This is a genomic window from Burkholderia sp. AU33545, assembly GCF_020419685.1.
Classification (GTDB): Bacteria; Pseudomonadota; Gammaproteobacteria; order Burkholderiales; family Burkholderiaceae; genus Burkholderia; species Burkholderia diffusa.
This window is the reverse complement of record NZ_JAIZRQ010000006.1, coordinates 343,510-368,900: the sequence shown is the minus strand read 5'-3', so window position 1 is coordinate 368,900 and position 25,391 is coordinate 343,510. Positions and strand designations below refer to the sequence as shown.

The 25,391-nt window shown below is 68.7% G+C and carries 16 protein-coding genes and 1 pseudogene; 7 read left to right on the top strand and 10 right to left on the bottom strand.

Translation table 11 applies throughout. From position 1 onward, the window contains the following. Positions 1–89 precede the first annotated feature (89 nt). From LGM71_RS21870 to hemC, 3 genes are read right to left on the bottom strand one after another with little or no spacing between them, the layout of a single operon-like run. Complete coding sequence (locus tag LGM71_RS21870) at positions 90–1,277, bottom strand: heme biosynthesis protein HemY (RefSeq protein WP_226116384.1); 1,188 nt, start codon at positions 1,275–1,277, stop codon at positions 90–92. A 2-nt stretch (positions 1,278–1,279) separates the two neighbouring features. After that, positions 1,280–3,256, bottom strand: a complete 1,977-nt coding sequence (gene hemDX / locus LGM71_RS21865) for a fused uroporphyrinogen-III synthase HemD/membrane protein HemX (RefSeq protein WP_226116382.1) — start codon at positions 3,254–3,256, stop codon at positions 1,280–1,282. Continuing rightward, positions 3,256–4,242, bottom strand: coding sequence for a hydroxymethylbilane synthase (hemC, locus tag LGM71_RS21860; RefSeq protein WP_059680466.1), 987 nt, complete (start codon positions 4,240–4,242; stop codon positions 3,256–3,258). Before hemC ends, hemDX begins: the two co-directional genes overlap by 1 nt. Before the next feature lie 218 nt (positions 4,243–4,460). On the opposite strand from hemC, the gene ppc reads away from it, so the two are divergent. Then, on the top strand, positions 4,461–7,475 hold the full coding sequence (gene ppc / locus LGM71_RS21855) for a phosphoenolpyruvate carboxylase (protein ID WP_124621641.1): 3,015 nt from the start codon (positions 4,461–4,463) through the stop codon (positions 7,473–7,475). A gap of 148 nt (positions 7,476–7,623) precedes the next feature. Here ppc and LGM71_RS21850 read toward each other — a convergent pair whose 3' ends face one another. Continuing rightward, complete coding sequence (locus LGM71_RS21850) at positions 7,624–8,376, bottom strand: class I SAM-dependent methyltransferase (protein ID WP_226116381.1); 753 nt, start codon at positions 8,374–8,376, stop codon at positions 7,624–7,626. Between the two features lie 182 nt (positions 8,377–8,558). Between LGM71_RS21850 and LGM71_RS21845 the strand changes: the two genes are divergently transcribed. The 4 genes and pseudogenes from LGM71_RS21845 (at position 8,559) to LGM71_RS21830 (ending at position 11,944) form a co-directional block, all read left to right on the top strand. Beyond that, positions 8,559–9,368 (top strand): helix-turn-helix transcriptional regulator, encoded by an 810-nt coding sequence (locus LGM71_RS21845; protein ID WP_124901053.1) that lies wholly within the window; start codon positions 8,559–8,561, stop codon positions 9,366–9,368. Positions 9,369–9,411: 43 nt separating this feature from the next. Next, a pseudogene (locus LGM71_RS21840) lies at positions 9,412–9,645 on the top strand (FimD/PapC C-terminal domain-containing protein); the annotation flags it as partial. Between the two features lie 111 nt (positions 9,646–9,756). Beyond that, positions 9,757–11,166 (top strand): argininosuccinate lyase, encoded by a 1,410-nt coding sequence (gene argH, locus LGM71_RS21835; RefSeq protein ID WP_124621635.1) that lies wholly within the window; start codon positions 9,757–9,759, stop codon positions 11,164–11,166. Positions 11,167–11,260: 94 nt separating this feature from the next. After that, positions 11,261–11,944, top strand: a complete 684-nt coding sequence (locus tag LGM71_RS21830) for an HAD family hydrolase (protein WP_226116380.1) — start codon at positions 11,261–11,263, stop codon at positions 11,942–11,944. An 89-nt stretch (positions 11,945–12,033) separates the two neighbouring features. Here the strand turns inward: LGM71_RS21830 and LGM71_RS21825 are convergent, their stop codons facing one another. The 5 genes from LGM71_RS21825 to apbC form a co-directional block, all read right to left on the bottom strand. Further along, on the bottom strand, positions 12,034–12,876 hold the full coding sequence (locus tag LGM71_RS21825) for a lysozyme inhibitor LprI family protein (protein WP_226116379.1): 843 nt from the start codon (positions 12,874–12,876) through the stop codon (positions 12,034–12,036). Beyond that, a complete protein-coding gene (locus LGM71_RS21820; RefSeq protein ID WP_059603751.1) occupies positions 12,876–15,155 on the bottom strand; it encodes an arginine/lysine/ornithine decarboxylase in 2,280 nt (759 codons plus the stop codon). The genes LGM71_RS21825 and LGM71_RS21820 overlap by 1 nt, the downstream gene beginning before the upstream one ends. An 81-nt stretch (positions 15,156–15,236) precedes the next feature. Continuing rightward, positions 15,237–15,806, bottom strand: coding sequence for a dCTP deaminase (gene dcd / locus LGM71_RS21815; protein WP_006398615.1), 570 nt, complete (start codon positions 15,804–15,806; stop codon positions 15,237–15,239). Between the two features lie 112 nt (positions 15,807–15,918). Then, on the bottom strand, positions 15,919–16,455 hold the full coding sequence (gene sodC / locus LGM71_RS21810) for a superoxide dismutase [Cu-Zn] (RefSeq protein WP_124621629.1): 537 nt from the start codon (positions 16,453–16,455) through the stop codon (positions 15,919–15,921). A 133-nt stretch (positions 16,456–16,588) separates the two neighbouring features. Further along, positions 16,589–17,680, bottom strand: coding sequence for an iron-sulfur cluster carrier protein ApbC (apbC, locus tag LGM71_RS21805; RefSeq protein WP_151050147.1), 1,092 nt, complete (start codon positions 17,678–17,680; stop codon positions 16,589–16,591). A gap of 352 nt (positions 17,681–18,032) precedes the next feature. Here apbC and LGM71_RS21800 point away from each other — a divergent pair, with 352 nt between their 5' ends. Then, positions 18,033–18,674, top strand: coding sequence for an OmpA family protein (locus LGM71_RS21800; RefSeq protein ID WP_059603759.1), 642 nt, complete (start codon positions 18,033–18,035; stop codon positions 18,672–18,674). A gap of 368 nt (positions 18,675–19,042) precedes the next feature. After that, positions 19,043–21,199 carry a methionine--tRNA ligase gene (gene metG, locus LGM71_RS21795; protein WP_226116378.1) on the top strand — a complete coding sequence of 719 codons (2,157 nt, stop codon included), beginning with the start codon at positions 19,043–19,045 and terminating at the stop codon, positions 21,197–21,199. Between the two features lie 118 nt (positions 21,200–21,317). Here metG and LGM71_RS21790 read toward each other — a convergent pair whose 3' ends face one another. Continuing rightward, positions 21,318–25,364 carry a translocation/assembly module TamB domain-containing protein gene (locus tag LGM71_RS21790; protein WP_226116377.1) on the bottom strand — a complete coding sequence of 1,349 codons (4,047 nt, stop codon included), beginning with the start codon at positions 25,362–25,364 and terminating at the stop codon, positions 21,318–21,320. Positions 25,365–25,391 lie beyond the last annotated feature (27 nt).

The following is a 25,391-nucleotide window of genomic DNA, read 5'->3' as shown; positions in this document are numbered from 1 at the left end:
GTGCCTGCCGCAGGGCAATACATGAAAAAGCCCCGAAGGCCGGTTGGCGTTCGGGGCTTTTTTACGCGCAGCGGGCAAGCGCCGCCGCGTCAGACCACGGTGATCGCGAGCGCGCTTTCGCGGTAGTGCTTCGCCGCCTTGTCGGTTTCGCCAAGATGCTCGAACAGGCGTGCGAGCGCACGGTGCGCACGCACCTTCAGCGCCTCGTTGTCGGCCTGCTTCAACGCGGCTTCGAGGAACGACTGCGCCTTGCCCCACAGCTGCTGCTGCTGGCAGAGACGGCCGAGCGCGAACAGCAGGTCGGCATCGTCCGGGTGATCCTTCTTCCACCCTTCGGCCTTCTGGATCAGCGGCAACGCATCGCCGCCGGCCGTATCCGGATAGCGGCGCAGCAGGCGCGCATCCCAGTTGTGCGCGAGCGCGTCCTCGACGATGCGGCGCGCTTCGGTGCGGCGCTCGAGCGTCACCAGCAGGTCGGCCGCGAGATCGGCCAGGCGCGGCGACTGGCGCTCGAGCGGCGACAGCGACTGCCACACCTCGAGCAGCGCGTCCGGGTCATGCCGGCGTTCGCGCAGCAGATTCTCCGCCGCCTGCTGGCGCAGCCGCACGGCCGCAGCCGGATGCAGCGCCTCGCGCTTCTCGAGCGCCTTCGCGAGCCTCAGCACCTCGGCCCAGTTCTTCAACTGCTGCTGCGCGCGCAGGGCGACCTGCTGCGCATGGATGCGCTTGCCGCCCGCCTGCAGGTCGGCCAGCGCGGCGAGCGCACCATCGGCATCGCGTGCATCCGCGCGCATGTCGGCCGCGGCAAGCAGCCGTGCATCCTGCCATTCCGGCGCGTCGACCTTCGACAGCCAGTCGTCGCGGCGCGTGTACTCGTGCATCCGGTGCGCGGCAGTCGCCGCGACGAGACTTGCGGCGCCCTGGTTCGCATCGACCGCGAGCGCGTCGCGCGCGGCCTTCTCGGCGCGCGAGAAGCGGCCTGCGTACAGGTTCGCGATCGCATCGCGCAGCGACGCCTGAGCCTTCTCGTTGCGCGAACGCGCACGATATGCGGCGACCCGCTGCGGCATGCGCCAGATGTTGCGCACGATGCGCAGCAGCGCGTACACGACGATGAACAACACGACGATGGAGATCACGAACAGGTTCAGCGACACGTCGACCCGGTACGGCGGATAGACGAGCAGCACCTGCCCCGCGTCGAAATGGCCGACGGTGGCGAGTGCCGCGGCGATCGCGAACAGGATCGCGAGCCAGACGATTCCTCGAAGCGTCATCGTTACCCCCGACTCTTGAACTGCTGAACGGCGTTCAGGCTCGTGTTCAGGTTCGGCACGGCAACCGTCAGCGATGCGCCGTCGACCTGCTTGAGCAGATCCTCGACGGTTTGCGTGTCCCTCGATGCCTGGTCGAAATACTTGCCGAGCGCGGCCTGCGCCGCATGCAGGTCGGCCTTCATCGCGCCGTCATTGCGCGCGAGCAGCGACAGCCGCGCGGTGAGCAGGCGCAGCTTCACGTTCTCGCGCACGAAGTAGCCCTGGTCGGGCGATGCGAGCATCGCGTCGGCGTTGTCGATCCGGCGCACCTGCACGAGGCCCTTCAGCTGCTGGCCGAGCCCCGCCGAGAAGTCATGCCACCACACCTTCCAGCGCGGCTCGCCGGCCACGGCCGCAGCCGACGACGCGGTATCCGCCGGCACGGCCTTCGGCGCCGCGTGCGGGACGATCGCCTCGCCCGACAGCGGCAGCGCGTCGATCTTCGCGATCGCGTCGTCGAGCTTGATCGCGAGGCCCGTGAGGTCGGCCGACGGTGCGGCTTTCAGCTTCTCGATGTCCAGCGCGAGCGCCTTGCGCACCGTGACGGCCTGCGCGCTCTGCGACGTCGCGAGGCGCGCATCGGCATTCTGCAGCGCGATCAGCGCGAGTTGCGTGTTCCCCGTCAGCTGCAGTTGCTGGCTCGCGCTCGACAGCATCTGGTCGACTTCCTCGAGCATCCAGGCGTCGCGGTTGCGCGACAGGTCCTGGTATTGCTGCTGCAGCGCCTGCTGCGCGCTCTGCGCGTCGGCGAGCTTGCCGTCGAGCTGCGCGAGCTGCGTGTCGACCTGATGCGTGCTCGCGAGCGCCTGCTCTGTCTTCGTACGGGTCTCGGCCGTCTGCGCATCGAGCGCCTTCTGGCGCGCGACGAACGAATCGTCGAGCCGGTCGACCTTGCGGTTCAGCGCATAGCCGCCCACACCCGCCGCGCAGCCGAGCACGACGACGACGAACCACAGCGCCGCGCTGCCACCGCGGCGCGCATGCGGTTCGGACGCGAGATAAGGAGGACTGGACGGCGGTGCGGATGCAGCGGCCGGCTGGGAAGCGACGCCTTTGGAATCGTTGGTATCTGTCATGCGTTTAGTCACCGGTGCGGCTGTCGCCGGTTGGACGGCCTCGTCGGCCATCGTTCGAAACGCGCGGACGATGCGCTCATCGCCCGCGCCGGTCAGCGTAATCCTATCAAAACCCAGTGCGCGCGCGGTCTGCTCGATGCGCGGGTGCGGCGTCACGAGCGGCGCATGCTTCAGCGCCTCGATCTCGGCGTCATTCAGATGCGTGCGCGCGAGTTCGTGCAGGTTGCGCACGCCCTCCGAGCTCGTGACGAGCCACGCGTGCGGCGCGCCGGCGAGCAGCGCATGCACGCGCTCCCACGCGCCGATGCGCGGCTCGGGCACGACGCGCCGGTACGCGGCGACCAGCGTGACCTCCGCGCCGGCTTCGCGCAGCCGCTCGGCGAGCCATTCGCGACCGCCGTCGCCGCGCACGATCAGCACGTGCTGGCCGGCGAGCGCTTGCGCGCCGCCGAACGCGGCCTCGATGCTCGCGAACAGGTGTTCCGAATCGTAATGCGGGACGCCGTCATCGGCGAGCGCCTGCGGCGCGATCACGCGATGCGCGGGCGCCGCGATGCCGTGGCGCGCGAGCGCCGCGACGCTGCCGGGGCCGACGACACCGACCGGCAGCGCATTCGGCCAGATCGCGCCGTACTGCGCGAGCGCGCGGTCGATCGCGTTCGGCGACACGAAGATCACGAGGGCGTAACGCCCAAGCGCCGCGAACGCGGCGTCGAGCGGCGCCAGATCGTCGACCGGCGCGATGTCGATCAGCGGGAATTCGAGCACGTCGCAACCGGCCTCGGCCAGTTGGGCCGCAAGCGCGGCCGACTGGCCGTCCGGGCGCGTCAGGACGGCGGTGAACCCGCGCGCGCCGCCCGCCATCAGGCGTCGCCCTTGCCGGCCTGCGAGCCGGCGAGCAGTGCGTTGACGATGTCGCGCGCGCCTTGCGCCTCGAGCTCGTCGGACACCGCGCGGCCGAGCGCGACCGCATCGGCGACGGTCATGACGGCACCGCACTCCTCCGCGGTCAGCACGCGCTGTCCGTCGGTCGTCGACACGCGGCCCGTCAGGTACAACTCGCCCGCGCGCCACACCGCGTGGGCGGCGAGCGGCACCTCGCAGCTGCCGCCGAGCGCGCGCGACACCATCCGCTCGGCCTCGACCGCGAGCGCGGTCCGCGGGTCGTGCAGCGGCGCGAGCCATCCGGCCACGTCCGTGCGACGCGCGGCAATTTCGATGCCGAGCGCGCCCTGGCCGGCGGCCGGCGGGCTGTCCTCGACGCCGATAAGCGCGCGGATTCGCGCTTCGAGGCCAAGGCGCTTCAGGCCCGCGGCCGCGAGAATGATCGCCGCATAGTCGCCGCGATCGAGCTTCGACAGGCGCGTGTCGAGGTTGCCGCGTAGCGGCAGCACGTTCAGGTGCGGATAACGCGCACGCAGCATCGCCTCTCGGCGCAGGCTCGACGTGCCGACGACCGCGCCGGCAGGCAGCGCGTCGAGCGACGCGTAGTCGTTCGATACGAACGCGTCGCGCGGATCCTCGCGCTCCATGATCGCGGCGAGCGCGAAGCCGTCGGGAAGCGCCATCGGCACATCCTTCAGCGAATGCACGGCCAGGTCGGCGCGACCGTCGGCGAGCGCATTCTCCAGCTCCTTCACGAACAGGCCCTTGCCGCCGACCTTCGACAGCGTACGATCGAGAATCTGATCGCCACGGGTCGTCATCCCGAGGATTTTCACGTCACAAGCTGGATATAATTTGCGCAGCGCATCACGCACATGTTCGGCTTGCCACATCGCCAGGCGGCTCTCGCGCGAGGCAATCGTCAGCGTCACGGGGGATTGTGCCGAAGAGATCTCGGAATTCATTGCAGGAACAATCGAAGGACGGGATTGAAGATCGAACAATGGTAGCACGCACGCCCCGGCCCGCCCGGGCCCGGCGCCTGCGCCCGCCGCGCTTCGGCGCCGGCGGCGACACCGATGCGCGGATGTGCCGCACGTAGCTGGTTGCTTGACCGCAGTTCCCGTAGTTTCCGTAGTCCCCGCAGTCCCTTTTGACTCGAGCTTTCCCAAGGAAACCCATCGTGAAGTCTTCCGGATCGGCGCGTACGGCGCGCCGCAATGCTGCCTTGCCCTCCTCCGACGCCCAGACGGGCTCCATCGCCACCGCCGCGAACGGCCGTGCGAAACCGGCAACGAAACCGAAAGACCCGATACGTCAGACAAAACGCGCGACCAAGGCCGCCGGCCCGGCTGCCCGCAAGGCCGGCGCGGCGAAGCCCGGCGCCCGCACGCGCGAGGACAAGGACGGTCCGCTGTTCGAGGACATCCGCTACCTCGGCCGCCTGCTCGGCGACGTCGTGCGCGAACAGGAAGGCGACACCGTGTTCGACGTCGTCGAGACCATTCGCCAGACGGCGGTGAAGTTTCGCCGCGAGGACGACAGCGAAGCCGCACAAACGCTGGAGAAGAAGCTGCGCAAGCTGACGCCGGAACAGACGGTGAGCGTCGTGCGCGCGTTCAGCTATTTCTCGCATCTGGCGAACATCGCGGAAGACCGCCATCACAACCGCCGCCGCCGCATCCACGCGCTGGCCGGATCCGCGGCACAGCCCGGCACCGTCGCGTACGCGCTCGAGCAGCTGAAGACGACCGGCAACGCGTCGAAGCGCCTGCTGCAGCGCTTCTTCGACGATGCGCTGATCGTGCCGGTGCTGACCGCGCATCCGACCGAAGTGCAGCGCAAGAGCATCCTCGACGCGCAGCACGACATCGCGCGCCTGCTCGCCGAGCGTGACCAGCCGCTGACGGCGCGCGAACGCTCGTACAACGAATCGATGCTGCGCGCACGCGTGACCGCGCTGTGGCAGACCCGCATGCTGCGCGACGCGCGCCTGACGGTCGGCGACGAGATCGAGAACGCGCTGTCGTACTACCGCGCGACGTTCCTTGACGAACTGCCCGCGCTGTATGGCGACATCGAGGCCGCGCTCGCCGAGCACGGCCTGTCCGCGCGCGTGCCCGCATTCTTCCAGATGGGCAGCTGGATCGGCGGCGACCGCGACGGCAACCCGAACGTGACCGCCCCGACGCTCGAAGAAGCGATCAACCGCCAGTCCGCGGTGATTCTCGAACACTATCTGGAACAGGTGCACAAGCTCGGCGCCGAGCTGTCGGTGTCGAACCTGCTGGTCGGCGCGAACGACGCCGTGAAAGCGCTCGCGGCCGCGTCGCCCGACCAGTCGCCGCACCGTGTCGACGAACCGTATCGCCGTGCGCTGATCGGCATCTACACACGGCTCGCCGCAAGCGCGCGCGTACGACTGGGCGAAGGCACGGTGCCGGTGCGCAGCGCCGGCCGCGGCGCGCCGCCGGTGCGCGCGGTGCCCTACGCCGATTCCGAAGCCTTCGTCGCCGACCTCAAGGTGCTGACCGCCTCGCTCGACGAACACCACGGCACGTCGCTCGCCGCGCCGCGCCTCGCACCGCTCGTGCGCGCGGCCGAAGTGTTCGGATTCCATCTCGCGAGCATCGACCTGCGCCAGAGCTCCGACATCCACGAAGCCGTGGTCGCCGAGCTGTTCGCGCGTGCCGGCGTACATGCGGATTACGCGTCGCTCTCCGAGGACGACAAGCTGATCGCGCTGCTTGCCGCGCTGGCCGATCCGCGCCCGCTGCGCTCGCCGTACATCGAATACTCGGCGCTCGCGCAAAGCGAGCTGGGCGTGTTCGAGAAGGCACGCGAGGTGCGTGCGCAGTTCGGCCCGCGTGCGGTACGCAACTACATCATTTCGCACACCGAGACGGTCAGCGACCTCGTCGAAGTCCTGCTGCTGCAGAAGGAAACCGGGCTGCTCGAAGGCGCATTCGGCGCCGCTCACGACAGCGCGCGCAATGGCCTGATGGTGATTCCGCTGTTCGAGACGATCCCGGACCTGCGCGACGCTGCGCGCATCATGCGCGAATACTTCGCACTGCCGGGCATCGACGCGCTGATCGCGCACCAGGGTGCCGAGCAGGAAGTGATGCTCGGCTACTCGGACAGCAACAAGGACGGCGGCTTCCTGACATCGAACTGGGAGCTGTATCGTGCGGAGCTCGCGCTCGTCGACCTGTTCCGCGAACGCAAGATCACGCTGCGGCTGTTCCATGGCCGCGGCGGCACGGTCGGCCGCGGAGGCGGCCCGACCTACCAGGCGATCCTGTCGCAGCCGCCGGGCACCGTGAACGGCCAGATCCGCCTGACGGAACAGGGCGAGGTGATCGCGAGCAAGTTCGCGAACCCCGAGATCGGCCGGCGCAATCTGGAGACCGTGGTCGCCGCGACGCTCGAGGCGTCGCTGCTGCCGCAATCGAACGCGCCCGCGCAGCTACCCGCGTTCGAAGCCGCGATGCAGACACTGTCCGACGCCGCGATGGCGTCGTATCGCGCGCTCGTCTATGAAACGCCCGGCTTCACCGACTACTTCTTCTCGTCGACGCCGATCACCGAGATCGCCGAACTGAACATCGGCAGCCGCCCGGCCTCGCGCAAGCTGCAGGATCCGAAGAACCGCAGGATCGAAGACCTGCGTGCGATTCCGTGGGGCTTCTCGTGGGGCCAGTGCCGACTGCTGCTGACGGGCTGGTACGGCTTCGGCAGCGCGGTGAGCGCGTATCTCGACGGCGCGCCGGACGCGGCCGAACGCACCAAGCGCCTGACGCTGCTCAAGAAGATGAACAAGACGTGGCCGTTCTTCGCGAACCTGCTGTCGAACATGGACATGGTGCTTGCGAAGACCGATCTCGCGGTCGCGTCGCGCTATGCGCAGCTGGTCGCCGACCGCAAGCTGCGCAAGCACGTGTTCGAGCGGATCGTCGCGGAATGGGAGCGCACGTCGCAGGCGCTCGCGGAAATCACCGGGCACGCTGGCCGCCTCGCGACCAACCCGCTGCTCGCGCGCTCGATCAAGAACCGCTTCCCGTATCTCGATCCACTGAACCACCTGCAGGTCGAGCTGATCAAGCGTCACCGCGCGGGCGACACGAACGCGCGGCTGCGCCGCGGGATTCACCTGACCATCAACGGGATCGCGGCCGGCCTGCGCAATACGGGCTGATCCGTGCGCGGCGCGGGCCTGCTCCGCGCCGCGCCGGCGTTGCGAAACGCGCCCCGCAAAACGAAAGCCGCGATACGCAACCACGCGTATCGCGGCTTTTTCTCATGGAACGGCACGACGGCGCCGGCCGCCGTGTCGCCCCATACGCTCATTGCGCGTCGATCAGCAGCGCATCGTGCTCGAACGACCCGTCCGGCTGCACTGCGTAGTAGCCGCGCACCTCGTCTGGCGCATGCGCCCACAGCGCGCGGATGCCCGCGACGCTGTCGGCCGGCGTGCGGATGCGCTCGACCCATGTGTCGAAATCGATCGGCAGGCGCCAGCGGCTCTGCACGTGTGCGTCGAACCCGGCGCCGCGAAACATCGCGAGCCATTCGTCGGCACGGTAGTCGCGCACGTGCGACGCGTCGCGCAGCACTTCGGCGGCCTGCAGATACGTGTCGAGCAGCGGATGATCGTTGCCCGCGATATCGATCATCAGCACGCGGCCGCCCGGCTTCAGCACGCGACGCACCTCCGCAAGCGCAGCGCTCACGTCGTGCCAGTGGTGCGCGCTCATCCGGCTGATTACCCAGTCGAAAGTGCCGGCTTCGAACGGCAGCCGTTCGGCCGGCCCCTGCTGCGTGCGGATGTTCGCGAGCCCGCGCTCGCGCGCGGCGGCGGCGACGGTCGCGAGCATCGGCGCCGCGAGATCGTAGGCGACCACGTCGCGCACGTGCGGCGCGACCGCAAAGCTCGCATGGCCCGCACCGCAACCGAGATCGAGCACCGCGGCGTCGGGCGTCGCGCGCACGGTGTCCGCCAGCGCCTGCAGATCGGCGCCCGTCGCGTGGACCGTGCTCGTCAGGTAGGCGGCGGCCGTCGTGCCGAATGCGTCGGCGACCTGGTCGTGGTGTTTCATCGTTCGCTCCTTCGTTGGGTGGGACGCCCGCTGCCTGCCAGCGCGCGAATCGCTACAATAGGGCCGCGCTTGTACCAGTACAAGTTAAGCAGTTATTCTGGTATTTGTTACACCTGCCTGATTTCCGGCCCGATCTACGCCGCGCGTCGCGCGCCCCTTTTTGTCGTTTCAGCCGTTTCCGCATGAACCAGCCGTCCTCCGCCCCCACCCCGCCGCTCGACGCCACGCCCGCCCGCGCCCTCGGCGAATTCATCCGCGCGCACCGCGAACGGCTGTCGCCTCAGGCCGTCGGCCTGCCGCCCGGCCCGCGCCGCCGCACGCCGGGGCTGCGGCGCGAGGAAGTCGCGCAGCTGTGCGGCGTCAGCCCGACCTGGTACACGTGGATCGAGCAGGGCCGCCCGGTGTCGGCGTCGGCCGATGCGCTCGCGCGGATCGCCGTCGCGCTGCAACTCTCGAAGGCCGAACGCGCGTACCTGTTCGAACTGGCCGCGCAGCGCGATCCGGCCGAGCCCGACGTCGCGGCTGGCGACCTGCCGCCCACGCTCGCGGCGACCGTCGCCGCGATCGCCACGCCTGCATACGTGCTCGACCGGCAATGGAACGCGCTCGCATGGAACGCGCCGGCCGCCGCGCTGTTCACGGGCTGGCTCGACGGCGAGCACGACCGCAACCTGCTGCGCTTCACGTTCATGGCGCCGGCCGCGCGCACGTTGATCGTCGACTGGGAAACCCGCGCGCGCCGGCTCGCGGCCGAATTCCGCGCCGACTCGATCCGCCACCTCGCCGATGCGCCGACCCGCGCGCTGATCGACGCGCTGATGGCCGGCAGCGATGCGTTCGCGCAGTATTGGGCATCGCAGGACGTGTTCGAGCGCGAAGGCGGCCTGCGCGAGTTCGACCATCCGGTCGACGGCCGGCTCGTGTACCAGCAGATCACGCTGAAGCCCGCGCACCGCGAAGACCTGAAGCTGGTCGTGCTCGTGCGCGATTGAGGCGGCTCAGAAGCTGATCGTCGCGGTGATCGATGCGCAGACGCTGCGCGCGCCGGACGGCACGCCGCTGCCGCCCGGCCTCGACGTTCGCCACGTCGAAAGCGGCCAGCGCACGATCGTCGGCTACGACGGCCTGACCTTCGTCGACGGCCTCGTCCAGAACAATCACCTCGAAATCTCGGGCGGCGGCCGCGACTGCGCCGTCGAATTCACGTACCGGCGCCCGGACGACGGCACGCTGCCGCGGATCGGACCGCTGACCTGCGGCCCCCGGTAATCCGCGCCCGTTCGCGGCCGACGCGCGCGCCGGCCGCCAGCCCCGCGAATGCTAGAATTGCGGGATTCCCTCGGCGGCGCACGCCGCCCAACTCCCCTTCGAAGAATCGCCATGACGTCCCAACTGCACAAAAAGGGCGAGGCCTGGTCGGCCCGCTTCTCGGAACCGATGTCGGAGCTGGTCAAGCGCTACACGTCGTCGGTGTTTTTCGACAAGCGCCTCGCGCTCGTCGACATCGCCGGCTCGCTCGCGCACGCGAGCATGCTCGCGGCGCAGAAGATCATCAGCGCCGACGACCTCGCCGCGATCGAACGCGGGATGACGCAGATCAAGGGCGAGATCGAACGCGGCGAATTCGAATGGCAGCTGGATCTCGAGGACGTCCACCTGAACATCGAGGCGCGCCTGACCGCGCTGATCGGTGACGCCGGCAAGCGCCTGCACACGGGCCGCTCGCGCAACGATCAGGTCGCGACCGACATCCGTCTGTGGCTGCGCGGCGAGATCGACCGCATCGGCGGCCTCCTGAACGACCTGCGCGGCGCGCTGATCGACCTCGCGGAGAAGAACGCCGACACGATCATGCCGGGCTTCACCCACCTGCAGGTCGCGCAGCCGGTCACGTTCGGCCATCACCTGCTCGCGTACGTCGAAATGTTCACGCGTGACGCCGAGCGCATGCGCGACTGCCGCACCCGCGTGAACCGCCTGCCGCTCGGCGCGGCCGCGCTCGCCGGCACCAGCTACCCGATCGACCGTCACGCCGTGGCGAAGACGCTCGGCTTCGACGGCATCTGCGCGAACTCGCTCGACGCGGTGTCGGATCGCGACTTCGCGATCGAATTCACGGCGGCATCCGCGCTCGTGATGACGCACGTGTCGCGCTTCTCCGAAGAACTCGTGCTGTGGATGAGCCCGCGCGTCGGCTTCATCGACATCGCCGACCGCTTCTGCACCGGCAGCTCGATCATGCCGCAGAAGAAGAACCCGGACGTGCCCGAGCTCGCACGCGGCAAGACGGGCCGCGTGAACGGCCACCTGATGGCGCTCCTCACGCTGATGAAGGGCCAGCCGCTCGCGTACAACAAGGACAACCAGGAAGACAAGGAACCGCTGTTCGACACGGTCGACACGGTCGCCGACACGCTGCGGATCTTCGCCGAGATGGTCGCCGGCATCACGGTGAAGCCGGACGCGATGCGCGCGGCCGCGCTGCAGGGCTTCTCGACCGCGACCGACCTCGCCGACTATCTCGTGAAGCGCGGGCTGCCGTTCCGCGATGCGCACGAAGCCGTCGCGCACGCGGTGAAGATCTGCGACGATCGCGGAATCGACCTCGCGGACCTCTCGCTCGACGAAATGAAGCAGGAACTGCCGAACGTCGCGCACCTGATCGGCGACGACGTGTTCGGCTACCTGACGCTCGAAGGTTCGGTCGCGAGCCGCAACCATCCGGGCGGTACCGCGCCCGATCAAGTGCGTGCGGCGGTCAAGGCCGCTCGCGCCGCGCTCGACAAGTAAGCCTGCCGGCCCGGACGGGCGCCTTCGGCGTCCGTCTTTCACTCGGGCGGCCGTCGTGCCGCCCGACGCCCTTCCCGCTTCCCGGATACCGCCGATGACCTTCTCCGCCGCGCTCTTCGACATGGACGGCCTGCTCGTCGATTCCGAGCGGACCATCATGAACACGTGGATCGACGTGTCGACCGCGCACGGCGTCGTGCTGACCGAGATCGACTACCTGCAGATCGTCGGCCGCTCGTTCGCCGAGGGCCAGGTCATTCTCGCGCGGCTGATCGGCGACACCGACACGTTCGACGCCGTGCGCACCCTCGTGCGCGAACGGCTCGCCGCGCCCGAACCTCATCCGAAATTTCCGCTGAAGTCCGGCGCACTGGCGCTGCTCGAGACGCTCGCGCAGGCCGGCATTCCGTGCGCGGTCGCATCGTCGTCCGCGCGCGACGTGATCCGTGCGCGGCTCGACGCGGTCGGCGTGCTGCCGTTCTTCCACGCGATCGCGGGCGGCGACGAAGTCGCGCGCGGCAAACCCGACCCGGCCGTGTACCGGCTCGCGGCCGAACGCCTCGGCGTGCCGGCGCACGCGTGCGTCGCGTTCGAGGACAGCGACTTCGGCGCGCAATCGGCCGCCGGCGCGGGCGCATCGGTCGTCACCGTGCCCGACCTGAAGGCACCGACGCCCGAGATCGTCGCGCTGAGCCTGCACGTGCTCGCGTCGCTCGACGATGCGGTCGCGTTCGTGCCGTCGTGGTTCGGCCGTCTGGACACGCAGCAGCGCGGGTAGGCGCCGCTCGCGGCACGCCATATGCAAACGGGCACCCTCGGGTGCCCGTTTTCCGTTGCCGCGCCGAATGACCGGCGTCGCGGCGATCGTCAGTTGTTGCCGGCCGTCTCCGACAGCCGCTTCATCGTCGCGATGCGCGCGCCGATCAGGTCGACGCGTCCGTCCTCGCCGACGAGCGGCGCCGTCGCATCGCTGAACGCGACCCACGCGCGCTGCGCGCGCACGAGTGTCGCGGCCGAATGCGCGGGCATCTTGCGACGCAGCTTCTGGTAATAGCGGTTCAAATCGAACAGCGCGTGCTCGCACGCGGCATCCTGCACACACGGCCGCACGCGGCTTATCGCCGAATCGCGCGGCGCGTTCGCCGGCTTGCCGCCGGCTGGCGCGGCTGTGCCCGGCGCCGTGCCCGCACCGCCCTGGGGGTCGCCTTGCGCACCGCTCGTGGCCGCCACCGGCACGGCGGCAGGCGGCAGCGCGTAGCGGTCGGCCGCCGCGCGCAGCGCCAATGCGCGATCGCGCACGGGCTGCAACTGCATGTCGGCGCTCGACATCGCGTACGCGGTGCCGCGCGTCGTGTCGTACACGGCTTTCAGCAGATGAACTTCATCCTTGCGCCACGTGACCCAGCGGCGCTGGCTGTCCTGCCAGCCGCGCTTCACGTTGGCCGGCGCATTGTTCGACAGGCGCTGGTACGCGCCGTCCATCACCGCCTGCCACTGCTGCTGCGCTTCGCCCATGCACTGGATCTGGCCGGCCGTCGACGACCGGTCGCGCCGCGCGAGACACTGCCGCATCGCGACGTCGATCGGATCGGCCGCCGCGACTTCCGCGCGTGCGACACCCACGCCCGCCAGCCCGGCCGCCCCTGCCGCCCAGACGACGAGCGCGGCCAACGCCGCACGCATCGTCCGGATTCGTCCCTGCGTCGCCATCAGTCGCGCACGCAATCGACGAAGTACTCGACGCGGCCGTTCACCTCTTCCGCGACGAGGCCGTGGATGTCGGTGTGGAAGCCCGGGAAGCGCTCGTTGAAGTCGCGCGCGAACCGCAGGTAGTTCACGATCGTCTTGTTGAAGCGCTCGCCCGGAATCAGCAGCGGGATGCCCGGCGGGTACGGCGTGAGCAGGATGCTCGTCACGCGGCCTTCGAGCTCGTCGAGCGGCACGCGGTCGATCTTGCGGTGCGCGAGCTTCGCGAACGCGTCCGACGGCTTCATCGCCGGCTCCATGTCCGACAGGTACATTTCCGTCGTCAGGCGCGCGATGTCGTTCGCGCGGTACACGTCGTGGATCTGCGTGCACAGGTCGCGCAGGCCGACACGCTCGTAGCGCGGATGCTGCGCGACGAATTCCGGCAGCACGCGCCACAGCGGCTGGTTGTTGTCGTAGTCGTCCTTGAACTGCTGCAGCTCGGTCACCATCGAGTTCCAGCGGCCCTTCGTGATGCCGATCGTGAACATGATGAAGAACGAGTACAGGCCGGTCTTCTCGACGATGATCCCGTGCTCGGCCAGATACTTCGTGACGATCGCGGCCGGAATGCCCGTTTCGCCGAACTCGCCGTCGACATCGAGCCCCGGCGTGATGATCGTCGCCTTGATCGGGTCGAGCATGTTGAAGCCTTCCGCCAGCGGGCCGAAGCCGTGCCAGTGGTCGTTCGGCTTCAGCATCCAGTCCTCGCGCGAGCCGATGCCTTCTGCCGACAGGTTGTCCGGCCCCCACACGCTGAAGAACCAGTCGTCGCCGTATTCGGCGTCGACCTTGCGCATCGCGCGGCGGAAGTCGATCGCCTCGGCGATCGATTCCTCGACGAGCGCGGTGCCGCCCGGCGGTTCCATCATCGCGGCCGCGACGTCGCACGACGCGATGATCGCGTACTGCGGGCTCGTCGACGTGTGCATCAGGTACGCCTCGTTGAAGCGGTGCTTGTCGAACGTGCGGTTCTCCGAATCCTGCACGACGATCTGCGACGCCTGCGAGATGCCCGCGAGCAGCTTGTGCGTCGAGTGCGTCGCGAACACGAGCGCGCCCGTGCGCGGACGGCCGTCGCCGATCGCGTGCATGTCGCGGTAGAAATCGTGGAACGTCGCGTGCGGCAGCCACGCTTCGTCGAAGTGCAGCGTGTCGAGCAGGTCGCCGAGCAGGTCCTTGATCATCTCGACGTTGTAGACGACGCCGTCGTACGTGCTCTGCGTGATCGTCAGGATCCGCGGCTTCATGTCCGGGTTCTCGCGCAGCGCCTCGCGCGCGAACGGGTTCGCCTCGATCTTCTTGCGAATGTTCTCCGGCTTGAATTCGTCGCGCGGGATCGGCCCGATGATGCCGAAGTGATTGCGCGTCGGCGTGAGGAACACCGGAATCGCGCCCGTCATCGTGATCGCGTGCAGGATCGACTTGTGGCAGTTGCGGTCGACCAGCACGATGTCGCCGGGCGCGACCGTCGCATGCCAGACGATCTTGTTCGACGTCGACGTGCCGTTGGTCACGAAGAACAGGTGGTCCGCGCTGAAGATGCGCGCCGCGTTGCGCTCGGACGCCGCGACCGGGCCCGTGTGATCGAGCAGCTGGCCGAGTTCGTCGACCGCGTTGCAGACGTCGGCGCGCAGCATGTTCTCGCCGAAGAACTGGTGGAACATCTGGCCGAGCGGGTTCTTCAGGAACGCGACGCCACCCGAGTGGCCCGGGCAGTGCCACGAGTACGAGCCTTCGTCCGCGTACTTCACCAGCTCCTTGAAGAACGGCGGCGCGAGCGAGTCGAGATAGACCTTCGCCTCGCGGATGATGTGGCGCGCGACGAACTCCGGCGTGTCCTCGAACATGTGGATGAAGCCGTGCAGTTCGCGCAGGATGTCGTTCGGCAAGTGGCGCGACGTGCGCGTTTCGCCGTACAGGAAGATCGGGATGTCCGCGTTGCGGCGGCGCACTTCGGTGACGAACGCGCGCAGCTCGATGATCGCGGTCGCGAGCTCGGGCAGCTCGCCGTCCGGGCCCGTTTCGCCGAGCATGAGTTCGTCGTCGTCGATCGACAGGATGAAGCACGACGCGCGGCTCGACTGCTGCGCGAACGACGTCAGATCGCCGTAGCTCGTGAGGCCGAGGACTTCGACGCCCTCCTTCTCGATCGCTTCGGCCAACGCCCGGATGCCGGAGCCCGAGATGTTCTCGGAGCGGAAATCTTCGTCGATGATGACGACGGGGAAACGAAACTTCATGGGCGATTCTCCAAAAAGAACGACCGCGGCGCGTCACGCGCAGCGGTCACCCGGAAACTGGTGAGACGTTATGCAACCAGATCAGGTTTTCGGCAGCGTGACACCGCGCTGACCCTGATACTTGCCGCCGCGATCGGCGTACGACACGTCGCACACTTCGTCGCTTTCGAAGAACAGCACCTGCGCGACACCTTCGTTCGCGTAGATCTTCGCGGGCAGCGGCGTGGTATTCGAGAATTCCAGCGTGACGTAGCCTTCCCACTCGGGTTCGAACGGCGTCACGTTGACGATGATCCCGCAGCGCGCGTACGTCGACTTGCCGAGGCAGACGGTGAGCACGGTGCGCGGGATGCGGAAATATTCGACGGTGCGGGCCAGCGCGAACGAGTTCGGCGGGATGATGCACACGTCGCCCTTGAAATCGACAAACGAACCCTCGTCGAAGTTCTTCGGATCGACGATCGTCGAATTGATGTTCGTGAAGATCTTGAATTCGTCCGCGCAGCGAATGTCGTAGCCGTAGCTCGACGTGCCGTAGCTGACGATCCTGCGACCGTCCTCGGACGCGCGAACCTGATCGGGCACGAACGGCTCGATCATCTTGTGTTCTTCGGCCATGCGCCGAATCCACTTGTCGGACTTGATGCTCATAACAGGGCGCCTGGAAACGCTGCGTGACAGTCGGTGAGGGCCGGACCCGCGAGGCCGCGGCCGGGAAAGGCGCACATTTTACGCGATCATCGGCCCGCGCATGCGGCGTCCGTCATCGGATCACGCCACACGCGAGCGCCGGCCCCGCGCCGTGCTGTGGAAACGCCGGGTCGCTCGGGTCGCGGTGCACCAGCGCCGCGCGATTCAGCGCGGAGCGCACACCGTCGAGGGCCAGATCGGGCGCGACGATGAAACCCGCCGCCACGCCGTTCGCATCCGCATGGATGTTGCCGAGATCGCCGGCGACTCGCGCGCCCGCGCGCAGCCGGTCGGCTGCCGGCGCGAACACCTGGCCGGCGCTCGAGCCGTCGCCCGCGTTGCAGTCGCCGCGCTCGTGCACCTGCAGCGCGTGATCGCTGTTCGGCGGCAGGCCGGCCAGGTTGTACGTGACCTGGACGCCGTCCGGGCGTTCGACGAACGTCACCGCACCGCGTGCCTGCGAGCCGACGGTCGGCTGCAGTTGCGCGTCGGCGCGCTTTTCGTGCGACGAGGAAAAAGAGGTACAGCCGGCCAGCAGGCCCAGCGCGGCGGCGGCCAGCAGCGCGCGCCGCGCGCGGCCGGCGTGCACGCCGTGATGTCGTTGGTTCATTCGATCCTCATGCCGGCTGGCGGCCGTTCGACACGGCGGCCATGCCGGGCGGGTAAAGGGACCCGGGAAAAGTCGCCATGATACCGCGCCTCGCGGCGCCGTAAACAGCGTGAGGCCCCGCCCCGCAAGGGTTTTACGTATTTTGAACAACGATCGACGGGAACTTCGACGTCATATCGCGCGCGCGCTCGGCGATCGCCAGCGCGACCCCGCGCGCGATATCGCGGTAGCGCCGCGCCAGCGCGCCGTCCGGTTCGGCCACGACCGTCGGCGTGCCGCTGTCGGCGCGCTCGCGGATCGCGATGTCGAGCGGCAGGCTGCCGAGCACGTTCACACCGTAATCCCGGGCCATCCGCTCGGCACCGCCCGCGCCGAAGATGTGCTCTTCGTGGCCGCAGTTCGAGCAGACGTGGATGCTCATGTTCTCGACGATACCGAGGATCGGAATCCCGACCTTCTCGAACATCTTCAGGCCCTTCTTCGCGTCGAGCAGCGCGATGTCCTGCGGCGTCGTCACGATCACGGCGCCCGTCACCGGCACGCGCTGCGCGAGCGTGAGCTGGATGTCGCCCGTGCCCGGCGGCATGTCGACGATCAGGTAGTCGAGCTCGCGCCAGTTGGTCTGCCGCAGCAGCTGCTCGAGCGCCGATGTCGCCATCGGGCCGCGCCACACCATCGGGTTGTCTTCCTCGATCAGGAAGCCGATCGAGTTCGCCTGCAGCCCATGGCCGACCAGCGGATTCATCGACTGGTTGTCCGGCGACTCGGGGCGCTGGCCGTGAATGCCGAGCATGGTCGGCAGCGACGGACCGTAGATGTCGGCGTCGAGAATGCCGACCGACGCGCCTTCCGCGGCGAGCGCGAGCGCGAGGTTCACGGCCGTCGTGCTCTTGCCGACGCCGCCCTTGCCCGATGCGACCGCGACGATGTTCTTCACGTTCGGCAGCAGCTTCACGCCGCGCTGCACCGTGTGCGCGACGATCTCCTGCGACACGGCGACGCGCGCGTCGCGCACGCCCGGCACGGCCTTCAGCGCATCGGCAATGCGTGCGCGCACGTCGTCGTGCTGGCTGCGCGCGGGATAGCCGAGCACCACGTCCACCGCCACGACGTCGCCGTCGATCGCGACGTTGCGCACGCCCTTGTTCGCCGCGTACGGACGGCCGGTATTGGGGTCGACGACAGCCGCCAGTGCGGCGTCGACTTGTGCCCGGTCAATGCTCATTGAAACTCCGTGAAAACGTTTTTCTCGCGCGCAAACGTCAAGAAATATCAAATAACGCTGCGAAAATCGGGAAAAGTGAAAGAATCTGTTGCACGCCATTGCGCGAACGCGCGCGTCGGAGCAATCTTCGCGTGCGGCATGCTATGGGGCCAAATCGGCCACTAACCGCCTATATTGTAGAGGCTGATGCGTCGCCCTGTCCGGAACAGCCCCGCTGACGAACAGGGCATGCGGCCGCCTCGGCGGCTGCCGCGGCACGGGCCTGCCCTTCCTTTTTCGGGCGGCCGTGCAGGGAGCCGTAACTGTTGTTTGTCGTCGTTGTCGACTCGTTCAACCAAGAGAGGAATCCAAGATGAACATGAAAATCGCGACTCGCCTGTCCGTCTTCGCACTCGCCGGCGCGCTGCTGGCAGGCTGCGCCACGCAGCAAGGCAGCAATACGGCCGTCGGCACCGGCACGGGTGCGGCGCTGGGCGCGGGCATCGGCGCGCTGGCCGGTGGCGGCAAGGGCGCGGCGATCGGCGCGGGCGTCGGCGCACTGGTCGGCGGCGTGACGGGTTACAACTGGCAAGCGATCAAGAACAAGCTCGCGCCGTCGGCAGCCAAGACGGGCACGCAGGTGACCGAACAGCCGGACGGCTCGCTGAAGCTGAACGTGCCGAGCTCGGTGACGTTCGCGACGAACCAGTACGCGATCACGCCGGCCTTCACGCCGCTGCTGAACGACCTGGCGACGACGCTGAACCAGAACCCGCAAGTGACGGCATCGATCGTCGGCTACACGGACAGCACGGGCTCGGCACAGCTGAACCAGACGCTGTCGCAGAACCGCGCGCAGAGCGTCGTGAACGCACTGGTGCAGCGCGGCGTCGCCGGCGGCCGCCTGTCGGCACAAGGCATGGGCCCGTCGAACCCGATCGCGGACAACGCGACCGAAGCCGGCCGTGCGCAAAACCGCCGCGTCGAGATCTACCTGCGCGCAGCACAGCAGTAAGCATCGCCGCGAGAGGAGGAAACGGGGGCACGCGCCCCCGCCGCACAAGGCTTCCAGCGGGATCCGTAACGAATCGAAAAAAATTTCGAACTTCTGTCGCGGCCCGCGGTCTGTCTTTACGGTACGCGGCTGGCGCAGCCGGCGCGTCACCATTCTCCTCTTGTCGTTGTTGCTCCGGGGCCGAATCCGCCCCGGTTTTTTTTGCCCGGAATTCGTATGCTGCGCCGCAGCATTGCGCCACCGGGCAAGCCGCCACGGCGGCCCCGCCCCGTCCTGCGTCCGCGCCATGGCGCCCGCGCCGGCTGACCTGCCCGCGCCCCTGCTAGAATCGCAGTTTCCGTCGTTTCCGCCGTTCTTCTACAGACCCTATGTCCGCATCCGACCTCACTTCCGTGCAGGCTGCGGCGCCGCAAGGCAGCCGCCAGATCCTCGTTACGTCCGCACTGCCCTATGCCAATGGCCAGATCCACATCGGCCACCTGGTCGAGTACATCCAGACCGACATCTGGGTGCGGACGCTTCGAATGCACGGCCACGAGGTCTACTACATCGGCGCCGACGACACGCACGGCACGCCGGTCATGCTGCGCGCGGAGAAGGAAGGCCTGACGCCGAAGCAGTTGATCGACCGCGTGTGGACCGAGCACAAGCGCGATTTCGACAGCTTCGGCGTGTCGTTCGACAACTTCTACTCGACCGACTCGGACGAGAACCGCGTGCTGAGCGAGAAGATCTACCTCGCGCTGAAGGAAAACGACCTGATCGCCGAGCGCGAGATCGAGCAGGCGTACGACCCGGTCAAGGAAATGTTCCTGCCGGACCGCTTCATCAAGGGCGAATGCCCGAAGTGCCACGCGAAGGATCAGTACGGCGACAACTGCGAAGTGTGCGGTTCGACCTATCTGCCGACGGAACTGCTGAATCCGTATTCGGTCGTGTCCGGTGCGACGCCGGTGCGCAAGACGTCGACGCACTATTTCTTCCGCCTGTCCGACCCGCGCTGCGAGTCGTTCCTGCGCGAATGGGTCAGCGGCCTCGCTCAGCCTGAAGCCACCAACAAGATGCGCGAATGGCTCGGCGACGCCGGCGAAGCCCGCCTCGCCGACTGGGACATCTCGCGCGACGCGCCGTACTTCGGCTTCGAGATCCCTGGCGCACCCGGCAAGTACTTCTACGTGTGGCTGGACGCGCCGGTCGGTTATTACGCAAGCTTCAAGAACCTGTGCGACCGCAAGGGCATCGACTTCGACGCGTGGATCCGGTCGGGCTCGACCGCCGAGCAGTACCACTTCATCGGCAAGGACATCCTGTATTTCCACACGCTGTTCTGGCCGGCGATGCTCGAGTTCTCGGGCCATCGCACGCCGACCAACGTGTTCGCGCACGGCTTCCTGACGGTCGACGGCGCGAAGATGTCGAAGTCGCGCGGCACGTTCATCACCGCGCAGAGCTACATCGACACCGGCCTGAACCCGGAATGGCTGCGCTACTACTTCGCCGCGAAGCTGAACGCGACGATGGAAGACATCGACCTGAACCTCGACGATTTCCAGGCGCGCGTGAACAGCGATCTCGTCGGCAAGTACGTGAACATCGCGAGCCGCGCGGCCGGCTTCCTGCTCAAGCGCTTCGACGGCCGCGTGCAGGACAGCGCGATGAACCATCCGCTCGTCGCGAAGCTGCGCGATGCGATTCCCGCGATCGCCGCGCACTACGAAGCGCGCGAATACAGCCGCGCGCTGCGCCAGACGATGGAACTCGCTGACGAAGTGAACGCGTACGTCGACGGCGCGAAGCCGTGGGAACTCGCGAAGGATCCGGCCAACGCGGTCGCGCTGCACGAAACCTGCAGCGTGAGCCTCGAGGCATTCCGCCTGCTGTCGCTCGCGCTGAAGCCGGTGATGCCGCGCGTGGCCGAAGCCGTCGAGACCTTCTTCGGGATCGCGCCGCTCACGTGGGCCGACGCCGCGAAACCGCTGTCGTCCGCGCAGCCGATCAAGGCGTACCAGCACCTGATGACGCGCGTCGATCCGAAGCAGATCGACGCGCTGCTCGCCGCGAACCGCGATTCGCTGCAGGCCGAGGCCACCGGCGCCGCTGCCGCGAGCGCGGCCAACGCCGCGAAGGAAGGCAAGAACGCCAAGGCGAACGCGAAGGCCGCCGCCGCGAACGGTGCCGACGACGGTCCGATCTCGATCGACGATTTCGCGAAGGTCGACCTGCGCATTGCGAAGATCGTCGCGTGCCAGGCCGTTGAAGGCTCGGACAAGCTGCTGCAGCTCACGCTCGACATCGGCGAGGAAAAGACCCGCAACGTGTTCTCGGGCATCAAGTCCGCGTACCAGCCCGAGCAGCTCATCGGCAAGCTGACGGTGATGGTCGCGAACCTCGCGCCGCGCAAGATGAAGTTCGGGCTGTCAGAAGGGATGGTGCTCGCCGCGTCGGCCGCCGACGAGAAAGCCGAGCCGGGCCTCTACATCCTCGAGCCGCACAGCGGCGCGAAGCCCGGCATGCGCGTGAAGTAAGCAGCACGCGCCGCCCGTTGCGAACGAAAGCCCCGCACGATACGTGCGGGGCTTTTTTCATGCGCGACGACGGTGCGAGTCGCGACGACGATTCCGATGCGCGTCGAAGCGCGTGCCGTCACCGCCGGCTGAACCAGCGATCGAAGCGCCGCGTGTAGTTCAGGTCGACGCCCTGGAACGTGCCGCCGTATGCAGACACGGACCAGAAGCGCGTCAGGTTGATCGTCGCCTTGAACGCGTTGCTCGCCGACTGCAGGCCCTGCTCGAAGCCGAGCACGAAACGCTCGTTGATCGCCTTCGAGACCTGGATGACCTGCGGATCGGTCAGACCGACGTCGCTGCGGCCGATCGAGAATTCGTCGAGGCCGAAGGTCTGCGCGACGCGCTTGCCGGTCACGCTGCCGAGCAGCGCGAGCGCCGCCGTCATCGTGCCCTGCTGGCCGACGTTGTTGCCCTGGTCGGTGCCGTGCCCGAACAGCAGCCACGACAGCTTTTCGTTGTCGGTGACGTTGGGTTCCGACACCAGCTTGACCGTCAAAGCCTGGATCGTGCCGGTGACCTGCACCCCGGCCTCGACCTCCTGGTTGCGCCGCATCGCGAGGATGTTCACGCCCGGATTCGACACGGGGCCGTTGAACGTGAAGAAGCCGTTCTCGACCGCGAGCTTGCGGCCGAACGACGTATACGTCGACCCTTCGGTCACGCGCACGTTGCCGATCGCGCGCAGTGGCACGCCAGGCGCGCTCATCACGGTGATCGTGCCGCGCAGCCCGAGATCCGCGCCGTGTCCCTTGAAGCGGAAGTTGTTGCCGAGGCCGATGTCGATGTTCGCGCGCGGCGCGAGCGACGGCGCCGGCTTGTCCTCGACCTTCTGCGGCTTCGCGACCGCCGTGCCGGTCGGCGTCTCGCCGCGCACGGTCCCGTCCGGTCGCACCACGACGACATCGTCGGACAAGTGCGGCGCAGCGTCTTCCGGCAGGTCGAACAGCGCACGGTCGACGACGAACTTGCCGTCGATCGACAGCGCGCCGCGCGGCCCGTCGTTCGCGACGGTCGCCTTGCCCGACAGCGACAGCTTGCGGTCCGGCGCCGCGAACAGTTCGAGTTTGTCGGCGACGATGCTCGCGGTCAGGTCCGGCGCCTCGCCGTCGAGACGCACACGGCCGATCGCGCGCAGCGTGCCGTCGCCGCCATGGAACTCGACCTGCTGGAATTCGACGAGGTTCTCCGCGAGCTTCACGCGCACGATGCCGTCCTTCAGCTGCACGCCCTGGTCGACGAGCGTCGCGGACAGATCGTCGCCCGTCAGCATGCCCGACACGTTCGGCTTCACCGGCGTGCCAGCGATCGTCAGCTTCAGCGCCGCGCGCCCGCCGAGCAGGTAGCTCGGCCCGAACAGGTTGCCGGTCGCCTTCAGCGACGGGATGTCGGCGTCGATGCGGCCCGCCAGCGGGCCGTCGTCGACGACGCCGAACACGCCGTCGCGCAGCGCGAACGGCACGGTGACGTTCGCGTCGAGCGTGCCGACCCGGTTCGCCTTCGCCAGCGCCACCACGTTGAGCCGGTTGCCCGGCGCAAAGCTCGCGCGCGCCGACAGGTCGGTCAGCCCGAGCGACGCGATGCCGCGCCCGGTCTCGATCGTCACGTCGCCGCCGCGCCGCTTCACCTGCACGTAGCCCGTCGCGTTCGCGCCGAGCGAGAAATCCCAGTCGGCATCGAGCACGACGTCGGTGCGCACCGGCGACCGCTGGCCCGTCAGCTCCTGGCGGATCTCGAGGAAGCGCGCGACCGACGCGCCGCGCACGGTGCCTGCCGAGCGCATCTGGCCGTGATCGAACACGAACGACTTCAGGTCGATCGCGGCGCCTTCGAGCGTGAGCCGCGTCGCGCCGAGCGTCACGCGGCCGGCGCCGGCCGACACGGCGAGCGGCGACTGCAGCGCCACCGCCGGCGTGCCGCGGTTCGCGAGGCGCGTGACGGTGCCGTCCCAGCGCATCCCGTCGCGATTCTCGACCACGCCGCCGTTCGCCGCGAGTGTCAGGTCGATCACGCGGCCGCCGGCCGTCCCGAGCGCCGACGCGTCGAGCGTATGCTTCGCGCGCGTGCCGTCGAGGTTCGCGCGTAGCGATTTCAATTGCAGCGAGCCGAGCGCGATGTCGGTCGCGTCGGCCGTGAATACGAGCGCACCGTGCGCGCCGTCGCGGATGTCGGCGCGCCCCTGCGCGGCACCGATCCGGTTCGAACCGACCACGACGTGCTGGGCCTTGTAGGTGGCCGTCACGTTCGGGTGCGCGAAGCTGCCGGTCAGCTCGCCCTGCGCCTGCACGAGGCCCTGCACGCCGAAGCCGAGCCGGTCGAGCTCCGGTGCGTCGACGACGAAGCGCAGCCGGTCGCCCGGCGCACCGAAACTGCCGCGCAGGTCGACGTGGTTGCCCGCGATCGTCAGGTTCGCGTTGCTCGGCAGGACCCGCGCGCCGACGAGCTGCACGACGCCGGCGCCGGTCAGCGGCACGCCGTCGTAGAGGCTGTCGCCGAGCTTGAAGGTCGCCTTCGTCGACACCTGCGGCTCGAACGCGCCGGAGGCCGTCAGCGTGCCCGATACACGCGTCTCGCCGCGCCTGGCCGGCGCTTTCGCTGCTGCCTTCGCCGTTCTGGCGGCCGCCTTGCCGCCGCCCGCGCCCGGCGCGCGCATCGCGGCGAGCAGCAGCGGATCGAACGCGGTCAGCGTCGCCTTCGCGTCGTAGCTCGAATGCGCGTCGTGACGGAACACGCCGGTCAGGTCGATACGGCCCTTGCCCGCCGTCACGCGCGCATCGGTCAGCACCGTCTGTTGCGACGTCAGCGCGACCTTCGCACGCGCGCCGAGCGCAAGCTTCGGATCGTTCAGGTTGAAGTCGACGGTCGTCACGTCGCCGGCGAGCGTCACGCCGAGCGGGCCGCCGAGGCGCATCGGCCGCAATTCGGCGACGAACGCATTGAGGTCGAGGTTCGCGACCTTCAGGTCGAAGCGGCCTTTGCCGCCCGTCAGCGTGCCGTTGCCGGTCACGCTGCCGTCGCGGATCAGTTTCAGCGCGAGGCCGTCGATCCGCTGCGCGTGCGCGTCGAGATTGACGGTCGCATGGGCGTCGACGACGGGCAGCAGGTGCTCGCCGAGCGTGCCGGGCTTCGCGTTGACGATCGACACCGGGCCGGTCACCGCGAAACCCTTCGCCGGTGCGGCGCCGGCCGGCGCGGTCACGGGCGCCAGCTCCGCGCGCACCGCGAGATCGGCGGCCGGCGCGCCCGGCGCGATCGCCTGCGGGTTCACGTGATCGAACGCGAGCGACGCACGCGTGAGCGGCACCGCGCCGAACGGCGCGGCCTCGACGTGCGCGCGCCCGTTCAGCTTCATACCGCTCGCGGCGACGTCGGCGACGAGCGCTTCGAGCGAACCCGATACGTTCGCGCTCGCGTTGACCGGTTCGTTCGCGAGCTTGCCCACGTAGGTCGCGTTGCCCGTCAGCGCGAACGGCTTCACGCCGTCGAGCTTCGCGCGGGCGGTCAGCGCGCCGTACGGTGTGTCGACGCCGTCGAGCGCGAGTTCATGGTGACGGCCGTCGCTGCGGCCGTTCAACGCGAGATGGTCGAGCTGCGTCGTCGACCCACCTTCGTGAATCGCCAGGTGATCGACGCGCAGGTCGTCGATCCGCAACTGCAGCGGCAGGCTCAGGTCCTGCGGCGTCGCGGTCGGCGTCGACGGACCCGGCGCGATCCGCACGTCGATCGTGCCCGCGCGAAGGTAGTCAACGGACAGCCGCCACGGCGCGCGGGTCAGCGCCCAGCGGCCGTCGAGCCGGTCGATCCGCACTTCGGTGCCGGCGCCGCCGGGGCTCGTCCACGCGAAGCCGCGCACGCGCACGCCGGTTGCGAGCGAACCGCCTTCGAGCGTGCCCGCCAGCCGGCCGCCCAGCACGCGCACGGCCGCCTGCCACGCGAGCCGCGTGCCGCGCTCGGTCGTCGCCGCGGCCAGCACGAGCCCGGCCGCCAGCACGACGAGCAGCACGACCGTCACGAGCGCCCACGCGGCGATCCGGCCCCAACCCACGCGGCGCGGCGGCGCGTCCGGCGCGCGCTCGGGCGAGTCCGGATCGTTGGGCGGCGGCGTGTCGTTCGGATCCTTCGTCATGCGGTTCGTCGTGGCTCGTGCAACAAG

Bases quoted from the DNA above. Each gene is read 5' to 3' on its own strand.
- argH (WP_124621635.1), top strand. From the start codon at position 9,757: ATGACGTCCCAACTGCACAAAAAGGGCGAGGCCTGGTCGGCCCGCTTC.
- hemDX (WP_226116382.1), bottom strand. From the start codon at position 3,256: ATGGCGGGCGGCGCGCGCGGGTTCACCGCCGTCCTGACGCGCCCGGAC.
- LGM71_RS21790 (WP_226116377.1), bottom strand. From the start codon at position 25,364: ATGACGAAGGATCCGAACGACACGCCGCCGCCCAACGATCCGGACTCG.
- dcd (WP_006398615.1), bottom strand. From the start codon at position 15,806: ATGAGCATCAAGTCCGACAAGTGGATTCGGCGCATGGCCGAAGAACAC.
- LGM71_RS21830 (WP_226116380.1), top strand. From the start codon at position 11,261: ATGACCTTCTCCGCCGCGCTCTTCGACATGGACGGCCTGCTCGTCGAT.
- sodC (WP_124621629.1), bottom strand. From the start codon at position 16,455: ATGAACCAACGACATCACGGCGTGCACGCCGGCCGCGCGCGGCGCGCG.
- LGM71_RS21820 (WP_059603751.1), bottom strand. From the start codon at position 15,155: ATGAAGTTTCGTTTCCCCGTCGTCATCATCGACGAAGATTTCCGCTCC.
- LGM71_RS21800 (WP_059603759.1), top strand. From the start codon at position 18,033: ATGAACATGAAAATCGCGACTCGCCTGTCCGTCTTCGCACTCGCCGGC.
- LGM71_RS21870 (WP_226116384.1), bottom strand. From the start codon at position 1,277: ATGACGCTTCGAGGAATCGTCTGGCTCGCGATCCTGTTCGCGATCGCC.
- LGM71_RS21850 (WP_226116381.1), bottom strand. From the start codon at position 8,376: ATGAAACACCACGACCAGGTCGCCGACGCATTCGGCACGACGGCCGCC.
- hemC (WP_059680466.1), bottom strand. From the start codon at position 4,242: ATGAATTCCGAGATCTCTTCGGCACAATCCCCCGTGACGCTGACGATT.
- metG (WP_226116378.1), top strand. From the start codon at position 19,043: ATGTCCGCATCCGACCTCACTTCCGTGCAGGCTGCGGCGCCGCAAGGC.
- LGM71_RS21825 (WP_226116379.1), bottom strand. From the start codon at position 12,876: ATGGCGACGCAGGGACGAATCCGGACGATGCGTGCGGCGTTGGCCGCG.
- apbC (WP_151050147.1), bottom strand. From the start codon at position 17,680: ATGAGCATTGACCGGGCACAAGTCGACGCCGCACTGGCGGCTGTCGTC.
- LGM71_RS21845 (WP_124901053.1), top strand. From the start codon at position 8,559: ATGAACCAGCCGTCCTCCGCCCCCACCCCGCCGCTCGACGCCACGCCC.